Raw genomic sequence first — 19,123 nt, 5'->3', positions numbered from 1 at the left:
AACCATTGAATCACTCGCACTATTTCCAGAACAGTCACTACCTGACACGGCTAGGGTGTGAGCGCCCAAAGCATAAGTTCCTAGTGCTGAGTTAAGAGTCACAACGCAGCATGTATCTGAAGCCGTTGCCTGAGTAGACACATCAAAATACACACCAGAAGTACTGGTTGCTTCAATTGTTTGATCAGCGCCTGCACTGACGGTTGGAGCTGTTGTATCCTGTACTGTAACCGAAGTGGTTGACGAGGCCGTATGACCATTGCCATCATCTACGGTCAAATAAATATCTATTGTTCCAATAGGAAATGAAGCGGATGGATTCACTCCCGTAACAGTTGTATCAAAGATACCATTCCTATCGCTATCCCACGTCCAAGAATAAGTCAGCGTATCTCCATCAGGATCAGATGAGGCGGTGCCATCTAACATAACGTTGGCACTTGAACCGCCAGTACACTGTGCTGTCTGCGCAGCCCCCCCACTCGCTGTTGGAGCGGAATTAATAGGCCCTCCTCTAAATAAAACAGCCAAACCAGCGCTTACCCTTTGTTGGCGAAATGAATACTGCAAACCGGTAGAAGAATCACGTTGGATGCCAATAGATGCGCTACTACCCTGATTTCTCACAGTTCCTGCATAAGCATATTGAAACAATATATCATTGCTGCCTTCGTGAAGAATTACCTCAAAGTTATTTGTTCCTGAGAAAAAATAGAAAGGTGGCCTATATTGTACAATAAATGTCCTATTTGGTGCAGTACCTTGCGTTTGATAATGTACCTGGCCATACCTAGGATATAGATCATCCCAAAATGGAGCGACAACAGTAGACGGCATCCATGGCGTAGGAAGGTTTAACTCACTATACCTACCATAGTTGCCCGTATTGAACGTTAGAAACCCATTAGAACCAACGTTTACGCTTGTATAATTCACACCGTAATAATTAAAAGTAAATCCAATAGGCACCATCCTAGAAGAGTCATCATAAAGACTGATAACAGAGCCAACTAAGGAAATATCCACATAATTATATGAAGGACCTCCAACTTCATGGGAATCAATAAAAGAATACCCTCCTGCATCTGGTCCCCCAGTTAAAGCAATGGCCTCTTGAGTCACACCGACAATAAAAAAAGGAATAGCCAACAAACATTTCAATGCTTTGATTTTCATATTTAGTTACCTCGCCACACTTATTATATCAATGTCAACTGGAGCTCCATTTGCATCTTCATAAAATAAGTGAATTGTTAAAGGTAAAGTGCCATCGAAACTCGAAAGACTTGTGTTTAGTTGCCAAGTATTGGCTAATGCCCCCCCTGCAATAATAGCGCCCAATTTAAGAGGGAGAGTAGTGGCAGCATTGATTTGCCATGTCGAATCATTCTGATCCACTGTAATGTAATTAATGTTTTGAGCAGATATATTCGATAAGACCAGATTTATTGTTATATCATTACCACTTGCTGTAGGTTGTACTGAAAGTATTTGGTGTGATGCTAATATATCAACTGCGTAAGCATATCCCGCTGATGTAAATATCAGCAGCAAAGCAAGCACCCCGTTTAAAAAGTAATGTTTCATATTCCCCCCCCCTAAGATCCTTCTTCATTCATCAAACATAAAATCATGTGAAAATTCAGTTTCACAATCCCAATTAAAGCAGGAAAGAAAGAAGTTCGAATCACCCATATGGGGGAGATTTTGAAATTAGTTGCAATTAATTCTTGCGAATTTGAAAATATGATCTAAAACTATGTGGAGATGTTACAAAAACGACAGCCTGAAGAGGCACGCTCTTTCAGTGAATTACGTGAAACGTTAATTCATAACATTTATGCATTGATAGATAATCAGCAGCAATGGCCTGAAATCATTCATACGCTGGATGCTATGATTCAGCAGTCGCCTGCCCACACCTTTGACGCAGAATTATCTGCCATGCTACCGCACCTTGAACGTGCTGATATGTTAATTGGTAAAATGGATAAGCTGCAATTAGATCAACAACACAGCGAAAACATCCTTAATAATATACCGATGGGTATCATTATGATGACTGAAGAGAGGCATATCATTTCAGCCAATCATCGCGCGCTGGAGTTATTGAAAAGCATTAAAATTGAGCATGGTGTAAAACATGTCTGTTTTACCAATAAAAAAGATCAAAGCACCTTTCTCAAAACCATTGATGAAGTATTACATCAACATGTTGATGGGCAATCTTTGCGTCTGGATGACTTGAATCTCTGGATCAGTAAACACAGCGAAAAACAGATCGTTATCTACTTATCCGATCACACTGTGCAGCATCAAATCTGCTGTGATGCACTCCAACAGATGTATGCCTTAACACCAAAAGAGACAACGCTGGTATGCGAGCTCTGTAATGGGAGAGCAAGCCTTGAAAGTGCCGCTTTGTCCATGCATATCGGTTTAAGTACTGCTCGCTCACACCTCAAAAAAATATTTCTCAAAACGAATACGCATAGCCAGACTGAATTAATACAGATGATTATGCTCAACCCGGCGGTAACGCTGTTTCATGATAATAAAAAACCAGAAAAAACATTGAACAGAGATCACCTTTTGGCGCATTTACCATCGGGTAGAACAATCTCATATGCTGAATATGGCCCGCCGAATGGTAGCCCTTTATTAATGTGTCACCCGGTTAGCGGTAGTCGTTTAAGTGCTCCTGCGAATAAACAGATTCTGAATAAGTTAGGCATTCGATTAATTATTCCTGATCGGGCTGGATTTGGAGATAGTACGCTTGCATCCGGGCACATCATGCAGACCTGGTTAGATGATATGCGCCTGTTTATCCCTATAGTATCCTCATCCAAAGTGACTGTATTGGCATACTCATCCGGTGGCAGTTTTGGCATGAATTTAGCTTCCGAATGCCCTGATTTGATTGAAGCGCTTTGTCTGGTGAGCTGTGGCGCACCTATCAATAAGCAATCAGATATTAAATCCATTTTGCCAATCAACCAAATGATTATTCATCTGGCTCGAACCAACCCGAAAGCCGCCAAAAAGTTTATTGAATTAACGCTGAAAGTTGCATCCAATGATCCAGACAGCTATTTCAACAGGATTAAAGATCATCTACCCGATAGTGATCGCACCCAACTCGAAACAAACCAACTTCAACAAAACCTGACTCAGGCGTTTAACATCGCTAGCCAGCAAGGTTTTGATGCCATCGGCAAAGAACTACTATTTATTCTTAAAGATTGGCAGCTCTCTGCAGCAGCAATCAACTGCCCTGTAAATATCTGGCATGGCAAAGAGGATAATCATATCTCTATCGAAAATATAAAACTGTTTTCACAAGGTTTCAGCAACACCGTCAAACACCAGTGGATCGACAGGCAAGGCCATTATCTGCTCTTTTCACATTGGCATAAGATTCTGGAAGATATTGCCAGCTAAACTAAAAATGCCTGAAGTGGCTGCTTTTTTTTACCCGAACAGGTCAACAGCACCCGCTAGAAAAGATCATCAATCTTGTGACGAATGATTTGATATAGTAATTTGATACTCATATCAGCCCCGCTATGCGTTGGTTGGAGTGCTAATATTTGATTAGTCGAAGAGGCATCTGCTGTGAACACATAAGCTAATGATGTAGCCAGGAAAAGGAGAACAAATCCACTGTATATTATCAATTGTCTCATATAATCTCCTTTCTCTTTTTATCATGCTAAGTCGAACTGAATGCTCCTTGGTATATAGTTAAGCAGATATTTCTGCGATGCGAATCCCCCATATGGGGTAGATTTTAGAATTATTTTGATGGCAATAAAGGAACAGGCAATTACTTCACAACAGTCTAGCTGTTCGGGTTGTTTGAAAAACAGGTGAATTCTCACCTTAACTTTCCATGCACATTCAAACATTCGGGGCTTTACGTTTCTTTGCATGGTTTTTACACAGCGCATACACACCACAACAGTTCACACCGTAGCATTCTCACCCATGAGGGAGACCATCCCCCCAGGAGAATAAAATGAATACATTTATTTCTACTACCATTTTGAGTGCTGCACTACTTACAGCTCCACTCGCCCAGGCTGCATCCTATCAGGATCGCAGTATGGCTACCGGCGCCGTTGTCGGCGCAACCACGGGGGCAGTGGTTGGTTCAAGCCAGAATCAGGCCATTGAAGGTGCTCTCTTTGGTGCCGTTCTCGGCACCATTGCCGGCGCATTTATCGGCAGCCAGCAGCAGGCTGTTTATGTTACAGAGCAGCCTCGCCATCACTACCGTCCTGTCACATATCGCCACTATCGCCCGGTCACATACAGGCACTACCGTCCGGTCATATACCAGCACTATCGTCCGGTCTCATATAAGTATTATCGCCCGGTCTCTCATCGCCAGCAAAGAGCAGTCTACATAAACAACAGACACCATCGTAGCGAACGCTATGAACATGATCATAGAGACTAAAAGTTGTTCGGCTAACCTCATTTCTCCCTCCCCCCCTCCCCCGGGTTAGCCATTCTGGCAGATGCCTCTCCTTCGTGAGAGGCATCTCTCATTGTACTGCTCAATGTGCTTCTGCCTCACGCCATTCTGAGGATATTAAAAAATACCTACCCCATGATATTATATAAGTTTCATCGAATTTATCAGCGCGCTACATAACAACACTGTGGCTTTGGCGTAGGAGGTAAGTTTCGCCTGATCGATTACCCGGCGCACAAGCCTTTGTTTACAATCATTCCGGTATTGGCGACATACGACTATATTTTTTCGATTCTGCAGGTAGGCGTGATCAATGACTCTGACCTCGTCCTCAAAGCCCGCTACCACAGGAAATTAGCTATCGGCGCCAATATACCGTTGGCGTTTTTTCTCTTTTAAACAGTGTAGATCCACCACAACGAGTCCGTCGATGCAGTTACCGAATTCCGGATCAACATTGAAACCAAGAAAATTCACACCTCCACGCTCGCACAGTTCACTGTATTGCTTGAACAGTGTTGGCACATTACAACCCAGGTGCCCCAATCGACTTTTCAGGGTAACGTAGTCACGTTTAAAATCCTTGCCGCTGAAACACTCCTGCATCTGTGATTCGGCCTCGATATCAAGGCGATATGGTAATCGCGCTTTAAGCTTCTGCTGCTCGGCTGCAAAGTAATTACCGTAGAACCAGACCAACATATCTTTAGCGGCAGCCGGATAGCTGTTACTGATGCTCACCGGCCCGTAAAGATAGCGGTAGTCGGGATTATTGCGCAAAAACGCCCCGATACCGAACCAGAGGTAATCAAGACTACGTTTACCCCAGTAGCGTGGTTGAATAAAACTGCGCCCGAGCTCCAGCCCTTGCTGTAGCACCGGCTGCATGCTCTCTTGAAATTCAAACAGTGTGGCGCTGTAAACATCTGCTGTTTTATAATCATCCTTACGAGTATCACGCAAACGATAGGCTCCTACAATTTCAAGCTCATCCTCATCCCAAAGAATGATCTGCTGACAGAAGCGATCAAAAGCATCCACATCACGACGATTGCCTGTACCTTCCCCTACCGCCCTGAAAGCAACTTCACGCAGCCGGCCAATCTCCCGCATAATGCAACAATCGGGATTGAAATCGAACAGGTATATACGTTTAGCATCTTTGGTTTCCCCGAGCAGCTGGCAATGATGAATTTCTGCTTTGAGTTGCTGACGCTCTTCTGGATGTGCAATGGCCTTGTTGGTAGCAAACACCGGTGCCTTCTGACTGCCTATGCGGTACACATGGCGCTGAAACATTTTAACCCGCGATTTCAGTGGCAGATTAGCGACCTGATAACTATCATATGTGACAGGATTACCGATTGAGATATGCACCGAGCGCCGAGCCTGTTTGAACATCTCCCGGACCAGCCAAAGGGTGGAGAGCGGTTTAGAAAACAGTGAGAGCGCATAGAAAAACATGGAATTCCGGCCATCGATATAAATTGGCAAAATGGGACTCTGGGTAGCTGAGGCTATGCGTAAAAAGCCGCTGTTCCAGCGACCATCCCGAATCCCTTGATGGCTCATGCGGGAAACCTCTCCGGCTGGAAAGATGATCACAGCCCCCTCATTCTCCAGTTGTTTATAAACAGCCTTTAACTGCTCACGACTGCTGCGTCCGCCCATGTTATCAACCGATAGCAGTAACGGTTCAAGCGCATCGATATTGGAAAGCACCTGGTTGCTGACGGCTTTTACATCGCGTCGAATCTCGCCGACCAGACTTATCAGCACGGCTGCATCCAGCGTACCTATAGGGTGGTTGGCAATAATGACCACACGGCCACTGGCAGGAATGCGTTCGCGTTCATTGCCGCGCAATGAATAGCTGAAATCGAAATGTTCCAGAAGCTGATCAACAAAATCGAAACCTTTGAGATGCGGATACGTTGCCTGAAATCGATTCAGCTCTTTCTCATGAAAGAGGATACGCAGCATCGCTTGCAAAGATTTTCGTAGCACAGGCGGTCTGTTCAGCACTTCGGGCAGATGATTGGCCGTGAGTGTATTGATATTCAACATTGAATGCCTCCCAATGAATACCAATAGACTACTTATTTTCGATGACACCCAGATTGCAGCGGCATGTCACGTACGTGACAGCGGATGATCTCTAGCAGGATTGTTCACCGGCAATAAAACACTTCTCCTTTGAGCTGATCACACATCTGTTTTGTCATTACAGTTGCTGCGCGATTCGGCGGTGGCACGCACAGAACGGCCCAGATCGTTCAGACAATGTATCAGCGTGTCGAACTGATGGCGTTCGATGCTGAGGACTTCCGAAGGCTCCAGGCAGCGGATGGTGGCGTTGCGCGGTGCGCGATGCAGTACGGCCATTTCACCAAAGATGTCGCCGCTATGAAGCTGGGCCAATCGGCACACCTGATCATTTTCATGGCGCATAACCTCAACCTCGCCCTTGATCAGCACATAGACGCGGTCGCCAACATCGCCCTGCTCAAACACGGTCTCGCCAGTTTCGTAATGTTCTTGCCTGATTCCACCGCTCTGTTTGAGTGAGAGCTGAATAATATCGCTGGGAAAGATGAAATCGAACAACCAGCTCAGGCCGACTCGAAACTTGCGGTAAATACCGGGCAACTTACCAAGGTGAACCAGTCGCCATAGCACCCAGGCCGGAAAACCTGAGATACACACACCCAATATCTGTGCCACGCCTCGTCTTCGCCCCAGCGATGCCAGTGCGCCGATGCCAAAGAAATTGAACGCTTTGCCTTTTTCTCCACGCATGTCAGCCAGTATATTGCGGGCACAAGAGACAGCCTCTCTCGAGGCGTGCTGGGCTGTTGGTGGTGCGTAGGCTTGCGCTTGGCCAGCTTTCATTGGCAGCGGAACCTGAGCACAATCACCGACCGCCCAAACATCGCTGAACCCTTCCATCTGTAGCATGGGGGTATCCGGCAGGCGAACCATGGGCCGCTTTCGGCCATCCGGTGTACTCTGTTGCCAGCCCTGCTGACGGATCAACGCCTCAACTACGGGATGCGGCTGACTGGGAACCGTGGAAACCAGTGTGCGTGTCCGGATCTCGCGCCCATCGGCCAGAATAGCTGAGCGCGGTGTGGCGGAACGCAGTCTGCAACCGAGCAGGATCTCAATATTGCGCTTGCGCAACTGTTTTTCGGCATAATGCCCGAGCTTGGCAGCCACTTCGGGCAAAATACGATCCTGCGAATGCACAAGAATGAAACGGCATTCATCCATATTGATATTCGGGTAATTGCGGCGGGCACGCCAGATCAGTCCGTGAATCTGGGCAATAACTTCAACACCGGAGAAGCCGCCACCACCCACTACAAAGGTAAGCAATTCGCGGCGAAAGGCCTCACTTTTCTCGCAATCCGCCTCCTCCATGATGCGGATAATGTGATTGCGTAGCGTGATAGCATCGGCCAGATTTTTGAAGGGCATCGCATGCTCGGCAAGCCCGGTCATGCCTTGAAAATTGCAGACGTTACCAAGGGCTATTACCAGATGATCATAGTTCAGCTCCAGCAAATGCGGCTGAAAGCCTGCCGAACAAATCACCCTGCGATTCTCCACATCAACCGACTCCACCTCTCGCAGATGAATCGTTGCGCCGGGCAATATTTGACGGATGGGTGTAGCGGTATCGGCGATGCCGACGCTGCCGGATATCACTTCGGGCAACAGCGGTTGAAAGGCCATGAAATTATCCATGCTGACAAGATCTACCGTTATTTCACCCGGTCTGGCTTTTTTCAGCAGCTGGCGTGCTGTATAAACACCCGCGAAACCACCGCCTAGGATAACTACCCGTTTCGGGCCGGATTGTTTGTACATGGGTACGCTCCTTGCCTCACGATAAACTGAGCTCAAAAAGCGTAAACAACGCTTAAATAGCAAGTCTCCATGATCAGCTATTGGCTCAGAGGTAAAGTTCTATTGTTGCAGAGAAATGATTCAACGCAATGTTTCATCATTGAGAAGCGCATCTTCAGAAAAACATTCAAAAGACCTTGATCAGACTATTCAGAGTCAGATACGTTTTTCAGACAGATTGCTTTTATCCATCGCATTGAGTTCATCATCAAGGCCTGCAATCACCATATCTTTGAGTGTCTGCTGGCCCATGAACTGCTCAATGGCATCATCTGTTGCTTGCATCATCTGATCCACCACAGGCTCTTTTGGTAATCGCCATGGCATGACACCACCCTCTTCATCACCGGAACGTACCGCCTCGAGAATCTGTTTGCCCGATAAGGTCTCCATATCCTGTGCCGGCACATACGGTGGTGAACCTTCGCTAGTATGAATAATGAGTTCACAATCGTGCAGTTTATCGATGATCTCCTGGGTGACATGCAGTGGCACACCGAGCCAGTTGGCCAATTCACCGACCTGCCATTCACTTTCATGGCGATAATAGTGGCGTCCGATAAAGAACATAACCAACAATGACAGTTTCTCGGTCATCAAGGCGCTGATCGCCTTTTTATCCTTGCGCCCTACCCCCAGATGGCCCGGATACTGGCAATAGAATGCGATGCTGGTGCCAAGAAGCAGAATCAGCCAACTGACAAACAACCAGATCATAAACATAATCAGGATAGCAAAACCGGAGTAGATGGCGGTATAGCTGCCTGAATTAACTACAAACGTGCCGAACGCCCAACCCGCTGTCTCCCAGGCAATACCGGCCACAGTGCCGCCAATCAGGGCGGGTAGCACTTTCACCTTGGTGTTGGGCATAAAGATATAGATAAAGGTAAATGCGATGATCACCAAACCGTATGGAATCAATTTACCAATGTACTCCACCACAAACCCCATCATCGGTACGGTCGAGACAACGTCAACCACGGCAGAACTCATCAACGATGCTGTCATCCCAAGCGCCGAAAAGATCAATAGTGGCCCAACGAGAATAACACTGAGATATTCGCTAAAACGTTGGCCTAGTGGCCTTTCATGATCAATGTGCCAGATATAGTTGAATGATTTTTCAATCTTGTGCAGCAAAGATATCACCGTATAAATCAACATACCCAGCCCCAACGAACCCAGCACACCAACTTTAATATTATCTACAAAACTGACGATCTGACGGGCAATCTCAGCACCCTGATCCCCCAGTGCCGACATGGTATTCACCAGCATTGGCTCAAGCTGATTTTGGACCCCAAAGCCTTTGAGCACTGAAAAAGTAAGTGCTAGCAGCGGCACCAGAGACAATAGTGTGGTATAGACCAAACTCATTGCACGTAGTGTGAGCTGGCCTTCGAGAAAATCGCGTACCACGGCAAAACTCACCTGTAACATACGTGACAAGGACAACTTCCAGGCCGGCAGTGAATCGATGTTTTGCGGCCACAGCAATTGCAGGGCTACCGCTTTCCATTCCATCATCAGCTTGTACATCATTCCTCCGCTTCCAATCGTTTCTGTTGAATGCAGCAGAAACTTGAGCGATTTTTACAGATCACCGACTGTAAAACCAGCTAATTCAAAATAAGTGTGCATTGGTTCATGCGATGGGCTTACTTCTGGTTGCGACAATCACCATGCGTCAGATCCACGCCGTAGAACCCCCTCATTTCTAACCCAGCTCAACCCTTACCTTGCATGCAGCTTGATTCACATAAGTATGGCTGCATGTTTAAAACGCTGATCATCATCTCTCTTTTCCTGCTCACAGCCTGTTCATCACCGGCTGATGTGCAAGACACCCGTTTTATCATGGGCACGCTGGTTAAATTCACAGTGGTTAAGGGCGATCACGACCTGGACGATGTGGAAGCAGCGATTTCCGCGGCAGCCAATGAGATGCAACGCATTGAAGATATGTTCACCATCTATGGCAACCACCCCAATGCAGTGAAGTCCTTCAATGCCTCTATGCCCAACACCCCTATCGCATTGCCCGATGAAGTGAATCAATTATTGGAACGCTCGCTATCCATTCAACAACAGAGCAACGGTGCATTCAGTCCAGTTCTGGGAGCGGTGAATCTACTATGGGGCTTTTCGGGAGAGAATCCTCCCTCCGCTCCACCATCTGCAGATGCCATTAGAGCGGCCATGCCGGCGGCACACTGTATTAAAAAACAGCCGGACGGGAGCGATCTTCATAAATGGTCACGCACACATGCTAACTGCCAGCTTGATTTCGGCGCTATCGCCAAAGGTTATGCTATTGATCAGGGTATCAAAATACTTAAAGCCCATGGTATTCAACATGCCATTATCAATGCCGGCGGAGATATTCGCCTGATTGGTAAACATGGAGAGCGAGCCTGGCACATCGGTATTCGACACCCGCGCAAGCAAGGTGATGTGGTTGAAGCGCTGAACTTACAAGGCGATGTTAGTATTGTGACTTCTGGTGATTATGAACGGTTTTTTATCTACAAGGGCAAGCGCTATCATCACCTGATTAATCCTGAAACGGGATGGCCTGCTACCAGCGCACAGAGTGCCACCATAATAGCCAGCAGTGCTACCCTTGCCGATGTCTGGAGCACAGCACTGTTTGTGCAGGGGCAACAAGGAATTAAACTGCAGAATCACTTGCAACAGAAGGTATTACTCATTGATTATAATGGAAAAATTTACGGTTCACTAAAATCCAATCCCGATTCACATTAACCATCTATCGCAACATGATCTGACGGATCAAGACTGAACGTGCACACAAAAATGCACGAACCAAATCATACTCTAGAGCGTGAAACAGTTATTCATCCACTTCAATAATAGGCAATATCGACATCGGCATAATCGGTGCATCAGACATTTTTTTTTCTACCGCCACCTCATCACAATGCGCAAATCGTGAACAGTGAACACATACCGTCCAGACCTTATGGGGTAAACTCTCTTTACTCACCACCCGATAACCGAGCTTGGTAAAAAAACCAGTGACATACGTTAAGGCAAACACTTTCGCGACACCGAGATCGTTCACCCACTGCTCACAACCTTCAACAAGTAATCGCCCTATTCCATGTTTTTGATACTCAGGATCAACTACCAGGGATCGTAGTTCAGCCAGGTTTTTGCCATAAATATGCGCGCATACAACACCAGCAATCTTGCCATCACATTCCGCAACCAGAAATTCCTGTAAATGTTGAAATATATTATCTTCATCCCGTTGCAAAATAATCTTCTTTTCAACGAAAGGTATTAACAGTTTGTAGATATGTGGCACATCAGATGCATTCGCATTACGTACAATAATGTGATGTTTCATGAGGCAAACATGCTCTGCCCACGTTGCAGAAACGCTTCAGCGTGCTGCAGGCCATTCTCATCGGCACCCCCAAGCATACGGGCAATTTCATGCTGCCTGTCAGCCGCCAGCACCGGTTTCAACTCTGTCAATGTGCGTCCATCTTTTTCATTTTTACCAATAACAACTTGATGATCAGCGCAGGATGCAACCTGAGGCAAATGCGAGATGACTAACACCTGTCGCTCTCTACCCATCGATGCCAGCAATTCACCGACACACCAAGCTGTCTCACCGCCAATACCTGTATCGACTTCATCGAATACCGCAACATTTGGCATATCATTGAGTGCACCGCCACCTTTTAGCGCCAACACCAGCCGGGACACTTCACCACCGGATGCGACGGCCGTCAGATCACGCCATGGTTCGCCCGGATTAGACATTACCTTCATGGTGATTTCATCCCAGCCTGAAGCATGCCACTTATGTTCATCCTGCTGCGCTGCAACATCAAAGCGCACCTGCATTCCAGCCAGAGCCAGGCGATCAAGAAATGGACGTAACTGCAGACAAATATCGGTTGCAATGCTTGTGCGTTGCTCTGTTAGCGTACCCGCAACACTACGATAATGTAAAGCTGCTGCTTCTAAGGCCTGTAACAAACTGGCCTCATCCCAACCGGCAGTATCCAATCTGGCCAACTGTTGTTGCCAATCTTCAATCAAGCTTAACAGACCAAGTTCATCACAGCTGTGTCTGCGCATGGATTCATGCAGTGCCATAAGACGTTCTTCGCATGCTTGAAGTTCAGATGCATCAAAGGATTGATCCATGACACTACGTAATGCAGGCACCACTTCACCCAGCAAGGCATCCATCTGATCGATTAATTCGCGGCTTGCGGACAAATCGTGATGAAATGCTTCCACCGGGCCCAAGGCCTGACTGGCCCTGGCCAGCATCCCGCGCACGCACGGCTCAGCGTCATCAAGTAACATTACAGATTCGGATGCAGCCTGCTGCACCTGCGCATGATGGCGTCCACCATCCACTTGCATCTGCAGTGCATCGGCCAGCCCCGGTTCTACCTGCAAGGCCTCAATTCTGGCCAACTCTTCACGCATCCAGGCGGCCTGCTGCTCAGTATCACCGCGCTCTGCACGCAAAGAGAGTAATTGTTTCTGTAGTTGTTTCCAGCCTTTAAATGCCACGGCCACATCGTTGAATATATTGTTATCAGCGCTAGCTGACAGAGCCGCATCTACCACCTGCATCTGTACATCAGCCTGCATCAATGACTGATGTTCATGCTGACCATGGAAATCCAGGCAGATCTCCCCGATCTGACGCAACATTTTCAATGCTACGGGTACACCATTGAGGTAAGCACGCGAACGCCCGTCTTTGCTAACAACACGCCTGAGAATTAACGCATCTTCAACATCAATATCGTGCTCTTCAAGTAAACTGGATATACGTTGATCATCACCTTGCCAAACAGCCGTGACATCGGCTTTCTCAGCACCATGGCGCACCCATTCACTGCTCGCACGGGCGCCAAACACAGCCCCTAGAGCACCCACCAGCATGGATTTACCGGCACCGGTTTCACCCGTAAACACCGTCATTCCGGCATGCAGCTCCAGCTGAACATGCTCAATCAGTGCAAATTGTTTAACCGTTAAAGATACAAGCATTAACTTGTTTCGACCTGTCCAGCCCAGTTTAGCTTGCTTCTAAGCACTTCATAATAATGACGGTCAGGTAGATACACCAGTGAGATATCCGCACCCTTTCGCACAACCACCCGATCACCTTGTTCCAAGGCTAATAATTCCTGTCCATCTAAATTAAGTGCAGCACAGTGATGTGATTCCTGCAAATGCAATGCAATATCAACGTCAGCAGAGAGTACAATAGGACGATTGGATAGGGTATGCGGACAAACAGGCACAACACTGATGGCGTTCAGACTGGGGTGTATAATAGGACCGCCAGCCGAGAGAGCATAAGCGGTTGAACCGGCCGGTGTTGCCAGAATAAGGCCATCACCACGCATGCGAAATACGAATTGATCATTCACATACATCTCAAATCCAATCATGCGGGGATGCACGCTGCGTTCAATGACCACATCGTTCATGGCTTGCCCACTGGCCAGCATGGTCTCCCCCCGCCAAATCTCGACGCGCAGACTGAAATGGCGTTCGGTAACCAAACGCCCGGATATAATTTTATCCACAGTATCAAACATATCGCCAACAGGGGTTTCTGTCAGAAAACCTAAACGTCCCAGATTAATACCCAGAATGGGTGTGCCCGTACCAATAAAATTGCGCGCAGTATGCAATAAGGTCCCATCACCACCGAGCACAATCATTAAATCGATATGCCCCAGCATTTGTACCAGACTCATTGATTGACATGAATCATCCAGATCAAGTCCGTGATCCACGCTATTATCGACAAACACCTCACAATCTTTTGCCAACAACCAGCCTTGTAAATCATTCAACACATTACAAGCACGCTCGTCATTAGGCTTAAGGCTGATGCCAATGCGTTTCACTTCGGTGCACCCACCCAGCCTTTTGGCTGTGTATGACAAAGAAAACATCGTTCCATTTTCGTATGCGTAGATGGCTGAGGGTAAACACCAGCCGAATCATGGCAAGCCATACAAGCTGCCTTACTGGTAGCTGTGCGATGCACATCATCACTTGGTACAGCAATTGTTTTTCGCTCTGTAGTACCTAACAGTAACGCAATCACTACGGCTACAATAATGGCAAGAAAAACGATATCACGTTTTCCAAATTTCCATGTATTCTTTTGCTGCTCTGCCATTTTTACCTCTCTCGTTCCAATATCAGCGATTATTATGCATCTTCAATGGTGATGCCAGCCCTGATTGTCCCTCAATAGCGAATTCTCATCCCATATTTCCTTGCGCAAGCAACAAATCAGAGAATCAAATCTAAATCGCGCAGCAATACTAACGAAACAACGTAGGCTGATTCCCCCAGGCAATGCATGGATAATAGTTCAACATTCTTTTTTTTTATTGTTCTCATGCTAGCTTATCAACCTCATCGGAACCATTCCCCGATTAAATACATGCAAAGAGGATAAAGATATGAACGTTGATCAGCATTTGAAAGTTGCACAGTGGCACATGGAACAAGCTCGTCTACATGCAACGACCCAACATGGTTGTGGCTGCCCTGTAAATGAACACTACCAGAAGATCATTGATGAAGTAGAAAGCGGTGCCAAAATCGAAGAAGAGTTAGCCTGCTCTATCGATAAATAAGCGCGCTTATCTACCAGATGACATCTGCCAACACGCACAATAAGCTTTAGTCATTGCGCCAGATATATGTTCGAAAAGCCGCCCTTGGGGCGGCTTTTTTTATTTACGCACAGGCATTAACCATGTCATTATGGATGTAATCTACTATAACCATAATTTAAAAAAGAATACCTGAGTGTTATAATAGGGTATTATGCGCCCAAAATATTGGGGTTTACCCTCTTATGGAGAAAGTATTATGAAAATATTATTAGATCACAAACTTACGATTATAGCCGGATTTGTACTCACCGCTGTACTGATTGCTGTAGCAACAGCAACAGGTGGCGGACTCAGTGGCGACCAGATGCTTGGTGCTGTTTCACGCTGGGGTCACTTTTTGGCGGGAATCACCTGGATTGGCCTACTTTATTATTTCAACTTTGTTCAAGTACCTTCACTTGGTGGTGTAAGTGCTGAAACCAAAGCGGATCTGTTTAAAGAAGGCAGCATCGTACGTCGTGCACTGTTCTGGTTCCGTTTTGCTGCCATGGCAACAGTCTTCTTCGGCCTGTTGTTGTTGATGGGCTTATGGAAAACCGGTGGTGCTTCTGCAATCAGCATGGATATCATGATCGGCGCAACATTTGGTATTATTATGTGGATCAATGTCGCTTTCATCATCTGGCCAAATCAGAAAAAAGTCATCGGTATAGATCAAGCCAGTGCAGATGAAAAAGCAGCTGCTGGTAAAAAAGCATTGATGGCTAGTCGCATCAACACATTGCTTTCTATTCCTATGTTGTTCTTCATGGCATCAAGCGCTCACTTCCCAATCTTTAACTAAGTTAAACACTACAAAGCACAACTAGCATTAAAGGGTCTCTGGTTTCAGAGGCCCTTTTTTTGTGCCTTGCGCAGTAGTGGGATTCATCATAATGGCAACGTTGCAGCGTTCTAAACATTAAAAATTCTACCGTCAGATAAAGAGCATCTCCCTTTCCTCTGTGTTCGTATCACCCTTATCTATCACGACATAGCTCTCTTATTCTTGTATAGCCGAAGCAACATTCCCGGTGTTTCGCGAAAGAACTTCTGCCTTTTAAAACTCAATTTTCTTCATCCAATAACTCCCTGCACCAGTCAATTGAAAAAACTAGCACGCTTCTTGCTATGACCCAGTTAGAAGATAAAAAAGACCCACCTGTTTCAGGCCGGGAAAACAACGCATTGGATCCGGGAGGTTTCCGTGGATATAGCAACTCTTATCGGAATTATCGTTGCATTTGGGCTGGTTGGTTTTGCCATCGGTAGTGGATTACCTAGTTTTATTGACCCTCCATCGATGATGATCGTTATTGGTGGTACGGTCGGTGTACTACTGGTCGGTTATCCACTAGCCAAATGTATCGGTGTCATCGGCGTTGTGATGAAAACTTTCATGTACAAATTGGATGCAGGTGCCGATGTCATCGCCAAACTTGTAGAACTAGCCCAGACTGTTCGTAAAGATGGCATTCTCGCTCTCGAGAGTGAAGTCGGCAGCATTGAGAATCAATTTATGTCCAAGGGTTTGCAAATGGCCATTGATGGACAGGAACCCACTGCCATTGAAGATATCCTCTATATGGAAATGGATAAAATATCTGAACGTCATTCTGTTGGCGCTGATATGTTCACCGCGCTAGGCACATATGCACCGTCCATGGGGATGATAGGGACACTGGTTGGGTTGGTACTAATGCTGCAAAATATGTCTGATCCTTCCTCCATTGGCCCGTCCATGTCGATCGCCTTGTTAACGACCTTCTATGGCGCGCTCATGGCCAATATATTATTTTTACCTATGGCTGGAAAATTAAAGACACGAAGTAAAGAAGAGTTACTCATACATGAAATCATTCTAGTTGGTATTCAATCGCTAGTGGCCGGTGAAAACCCGCGTGTCATGGAACAAAAACTATTGGGATACCTGCCACCCAAAGAACGCAAGTCTTCATTCGATTAAGGTTGTAGTGAAGGAATAGATATGGCCAGCAAAGAAAAGAAACCGGCACCCTTACCGTTCCCATCGGATCCCGGCGCAGCACTGTTTCTTGAACTCATGATGCAGATGTTAGCGTTTTTTATTCTACTGACATCATATGCAGTCATTGTCGATGATAAACGATTGGCTGCGATCGGCTCATTGGCAGGTACATTCAACCCCATGCCTCGCGGTGCTAATCTATCAGATGGTGAGGGCCCTGCCCTGCCCACACGGGATATCGTAGATGGGTCAACCGCGCCAAAAAGAACCGCCAAAGAATTGACGGAGATATCCAAAGGTCTCGGACTTGATGGAGCCATGACAGCATTACCATTGGATAAAAACACAGTTCGTGTTCGTTTTTCTGAGCACATTGCTTTCAAGCCCGGTAAAGTTGAATTATCTCCTGAGGCCATGCCACTGATTGACCGACTTGCAGAGAGTTTTAAGCGTCCCGAAGTCATTGAGATAAAAATTGAAGGGCACACCGATGACACGCCAACACGCGGTTCCGGCTATCAATCCAATTGGGAGCTCTCCGCCTCCAGGTCTATGAGTGTCTTTCATGCACTTTTTGAGCGTGGCGTTGCCAACACCCGCATGATTGCCGTAGGTATGGGCGATAAACATCCCGTTGCCAATCACCCTGAACTCAATCGCAGAGTGGATATCACATTGAAATTCCGCCCAACCACCGATAAAAATGTCCAGAAGGGCCAAATACATCAGAAACAACGTTCTGTTATTTCCCCTCCGAGCAGTAGTTTCTAATGGCCAGGAAGAAAAAATGGCCGGTAGTATATGCTCCCAATACGGAAGCATGGATGACCACTTTTGCCGATCTGGTCAGTCTGATGTTAACCTTTTTCATCCTGTTGATCTCCATGTCCACGATGGATAAAACCGGTCTATCAGATATCGAAACCTCATTCAGAAATGCTGTGTCCGTACTCAATTCCGGTGATAAAACCGAACTGCAAATCATGCCTCCTTTTGAAATGCAAAAACTTGTTTCTACTGAAGAGCTGATGTTAGCCATGCGACAAAACAGCAAAGCACTACTGCAAAATAGTGTTTTAAAGCACAAGGTAAAAGGTGTTATTATTAAAGATCGCCTTTATCTGCGCATACCGGATGCAGTCTTATTTGATGAAGGCTCCGCAACACTTAAACCCGAAAATACTCAGGCCATCAAAAAATTGGCACAGATGTTAGCCATGTCGCCCGGCAACATCAGTGTTCAAGGCCATACCAATGCCGATATAGATTTAAGCGATAGCCAGTTCGCCGACCCATGGTCACTCTCTTTAGCCAGAGCGGCATCAGTCTTGCATATACTGGAAGATGAAGGGGTCAGTGCATCACGATTATCTCTGGCCGGATATGGTCCTTCTCACCCGGTTTCAACAGAAGCAACACCATTCGGACGCAATAAAAACAGACGTGTTGATATTGTTATTTCTAAGGAGTGATAACAGCACATGAATGTAACCAGACAAAAAGACACGATGAACGTGGAGGATAATCATGGCAGATAGCGAGACAAGCGAAGAGAAAGGTAAATCCGGAGGCGGTATTTTACCGATCATCAACCTGGTTTTATTGGTACTCGTACTGGCTGTAGGCGGTTTTATCGCATGGAAATTGATGAGCATGGAAACGCCACCTGAAGCCCCCACCACCAAAGTGGAACAAACAGATCAAACAACTATCCCGGAAGCTGAGGATGAAACGGATGTTCCTACAGTCTATATGGTCCTTGATAACATCACAGTCAATTTGGCGGATACAGACCAAAGTCGATTCCTGCGCACAAAAATAAAACTGGAAGTGCGCAATGAAGAAGCTCAAGCCAAAGTAAATGCAAAAATTGTAAAAGTGCGCGATCTGGTGATCCGATACCTGATGAGTAAAAAGTTTTCTGAAATACGCACGCCACAAGGTCAATATAAACTCAAAGAAGAGCTTGTCTGGCGCATGAACCAGACTGTCGGTGGTAAGCCAATTATTGATCTCTTCCTTGATGATTTCGTGTCTCAGTAAGCCATC

At 46.3% G+C, this 19,123-nt stretch carries 18 protein-coding genes; 9 read left to right on the top strand and 9 right to left on the bottom strand.

The genetic code is table 11. The features are described from left to right. Both D8Y20_RS10265 and D8Y20_RS10260 read right to left on the bottom strand, forming a co-directional pair. Nucleotides 1-1,176 (bottom strand): PKD domain-containing protein (locus D8Y20_RS10265; RefSeq protein ID WP_201265621.1); only part of this gene is annotated, 1,176 nt, incomplete at its 3' end. A 6-nt stretch (nucleotides 1,177-1,182) separates the two neighbouring features. Further along, nucleotides 1,183-1,587, bottom strand: coding sequence for a hypothetical protein (locus D8Y20_RS10260; RefSeq protein ID WP_121543409.1), 405 nt, complete (start codon nucleotides 1,585-1,587; stop codon nucleotides 1,183-1,185). Nucleotides 1,588-1,767: 180 nt separating this feature from the next. On the opposite strand from D8Y20_RS10260, the gene D8Y20_RS10255 reads away from it, so the two are divergent. Next, nucleotides 1,768-3,444 (top strand): alpha/beta fold hydrolase, encoded by a 1,677-nt coding sequence (locus D8Y20_RS10255; protein ID WP_121543407.1) that lies wholly within the window; start codon nucleotides 1,768-1,770, stop codon nucleotides 3,442-3,444. Nucleotides 3,445-4,021: 577 nt separating this feature from the next. Then, nucleotides 4,022-4,465 carry a glycine zipper domain-containing protein gene (locus tag D8Y20_RS10240; protein WP_121543401.1) on the top strand — a complete coding sequence of 148 codons (444 nt, stop codon included), beginning with the start codon at nucleotides 4,022-4,024 and terminating at the stop codon, nucleotides 4,463-4,465. Nucleotides 4,466-4,837: 372 nt separating this feature from the next. On the opposite strand, the gene D8Y20_RS10235 is transcribed toward D8Y20_RS10240, so the two are convergent. From D8Y20_RS10235 to D8Y20_RS10225, 3 genes are all read right to left on the bottom strand, one after another. After that, the gene (locus tag D8Y20_RS10235; RefSeq protein WP_121543399.1) at nucleotides 4,838-6,550 is read right to left on the bottom strand and encodes a lysophospholipid acyltransferase family protein; all 1,713 of its coding nucleotides are present in this window, start codon (nucleotides 6,548-6,550) and stop codon (nucleotides 4,838-4,840) included. 138 nt (nucleotides 6,551-6,688) lie between these two features. Continuing rightward, a complete protein-coding gene (locus D8Y20_RS10230; RefSeq protein ID WP_121543397.1) occupies nucleotides 6,689-8,356 on the bottom strand; it encodes an FAD-dependent oxidoreductase in 1,668 nt (555 codons plus the stop codon). A gap of 195 nt (nucleotides 8,357-8,551) precedes the next feature. Next, complete coding sequence (locus D8Y20_RS10225) at nucleotides 8,552-9,937, bottom strand: YihY/virulence factor BrkB family protein (protein ID WP_121543395.1); 1,386 nt, start codon at nucleotides 9,935-9,937, stop codon at nucleotides 8,552-8,554. 234 nt (nucleotides 9,938-10,171) lie between these two features. Here D8Y20_RS10225 and D8Y20_RS10220 point away from each other — a divergent pair, with 234 nt between their 5' ends. After that, nucleotides 10,172-11,164 carry an FAD:protein FMN transferase gene (locus D8Y20_RS10220; RefSeq protein ID WP_121543393.1) on the top strand — a complete coding sequence of 331 codons (993 nt, stop codon included), beginning with the start codon at nucleotides 10,172-10,174 and terminating at the stop codon, nucleotides 11,162-11,164. Nucleotides 11,165-11,252: 88 nt separating this feature from the next. On the opposite strand, the gene D8Y20_RS10215 is transcribed toward D8Y20_RS10220, so the two are convergent. From D8Y20_RS10215 to D8Y20_RS10200, 4 genes are read right to left on the bottom strand one after another with little or no spacing between them, the layout of a single operon-like run. After that, nucleotides 11,253-11,771: an N-acetyltransferase gene (locus D8Y20_RS10215; RefSeq protein ID WP_121543391.1), complete on the bottom strand. Its 519-nt coding sequence runs from the start codon at nucleotides 11,769-11,771 to the stop codon at nucleotides 11,253-11,255. Next, on the bottom strand, nucleotides 11,768-13,450 hold the full coding sequence (locus tag D8Y20_RS10210; protein ID WP_121543389.1) for a DNA repair protein RecN: 1,683 nt from the start codon (nucleotides 13,448-13,450) through the stop codon (nucleotides 11,768-11,770). The genes D8Y20_RS10215 and D8Y20_RS10210 overlap by 4 nt, the downstream gene beginning before the upstream one ends. Continuing rightward, on the bottom strand, nucleotides 13,450-14,322 hold the full coding sequence (locus D8Y20_RS10205; RefSeq protein ID WP_121543387.1) for an NAD(+)/NADH kinase: 873 nt from the start codon (nucleotides 14,320-14,322) through the stop codon (nucleotides 13,450-13,452). The genes D8Y20_RS10210 and D8Y20_RS10205 overlap by 1 nt, the downstream gene beginning before the upstream one ends. Then, nucleotides 14,319-14,600: a hypothetical protein gene (locus D8Y20_RS10200; protein ID WP_121543385.1), complete on the bottom strand. Its 282-nt coding sequence runs from the start codon at nucleotides 14,598-14,600 to the stop codon at nucleotides 14,319-14,321. Before D8Y20_RS10200 ends, D8Y20_RS10205 begins: the two co-directional genes overlap by 4 nt. 289 nt (nucleotides 14,601-14,889) lie before the next feature. Between D8Y20_RS10200 and D8Y20_RS13740 the strand changes: the two genes are divergently transcribed. From D8Y20_RS13740 to fliL, 6 genes are all read left to right on the top strand, one after another. Then, nucleotides 14,890-15,066, top strand: a complete 177-nt coding sequence (locus D8Y20_RS13740; RefSeq protein WP_201265620.1) for a hypothetical protein — start codon at nucleotides 14,890-14,892, stop codon at nucleotides 15,064-15,066. Between the two features lie 238 nt (nucleotides 15,067-15,304). After that, nucleotides 15,305-15,892: a urate hydroxylase PuuD gene (locus D8Y20_RS10195; protein WP_121543383.1), complete on the top strand. Its 588-nt coding sequence runs from the start codon at nucleotides 15,305-15,307 to the stop codon at nucleotides 15,890-15,892. 402 nt (nucleotides 15,893-16,294) lie between these two features. Further along, nucleotides 16,295-17,053 carry a motility protein A gene (locus tag D8Y20_RS10190; RefSeq protein WP_121543381.1) on the top strand — a complete coding sequence of 253 codons (759 nt, stop codon included), beginning with the start codon at nucleotides 16,295-16,297 and terminating at the stop codon, nucleotides 17,051-17,053. A 21-nt stretch (nucleotides 17,054-17,074) separates the two neighbouring features. Beyond that, entirely contained in the window at nucleotides 17,075-17,845 is a 771-nt protein-coding gene (locus D8Y20_RS10185; RefSeq protein ID WP_121543379.1) for an OmpA family protein, read from the top strand. Further along, nucleotides 17,845-18,546 carry a flagellar motor protein MotB gene (locus D8Y20_RS10180; protein ID WP_121543377.1) on the top strand — a complete coding sequence of 234 codons (702 nt, stop codon included), beginning with the start codon at nucleotides 17,845-17,847 and terminating at the stop codon, nucleotides 18,544-18,546. Before D8Y20_RS10185 ends, D8Y20_RS10180 begins: the two co-directional genes overlap by 1 nt. A gap of 55 nt (nucleotides 18,547-18,601) precedes the next feature. Further along, nucleotides 18,602-19,117, top strand: coding sequence for a flagellar basal body-associated protein FliL (gene fliL, locus D8Y20_RS10175; protein WP_121543375.1), 516 nt, complete (start codon nucleotides 18,602-18,604; stop codon nucleotides 19,115-19,117). Nucleotides 19,118-19,123: the final 6 nt, after the last annotated feature.

It is taken from the genome of Mariprofundus sp. EBB-1, assembly GCF_003665155.1.
In the GTDB taxonomy this organism is placed as follows: domain Bacteria; phylum Pseudomonadota; class Zetaproteobacteria; order Mariprofundales; family Mariprofundaceae; genus Mariprofundus.
Note: the sequence above shows the minus strand (reverse complement) of the source record. Positions and strands in the feature narration are given on the sequence as shown.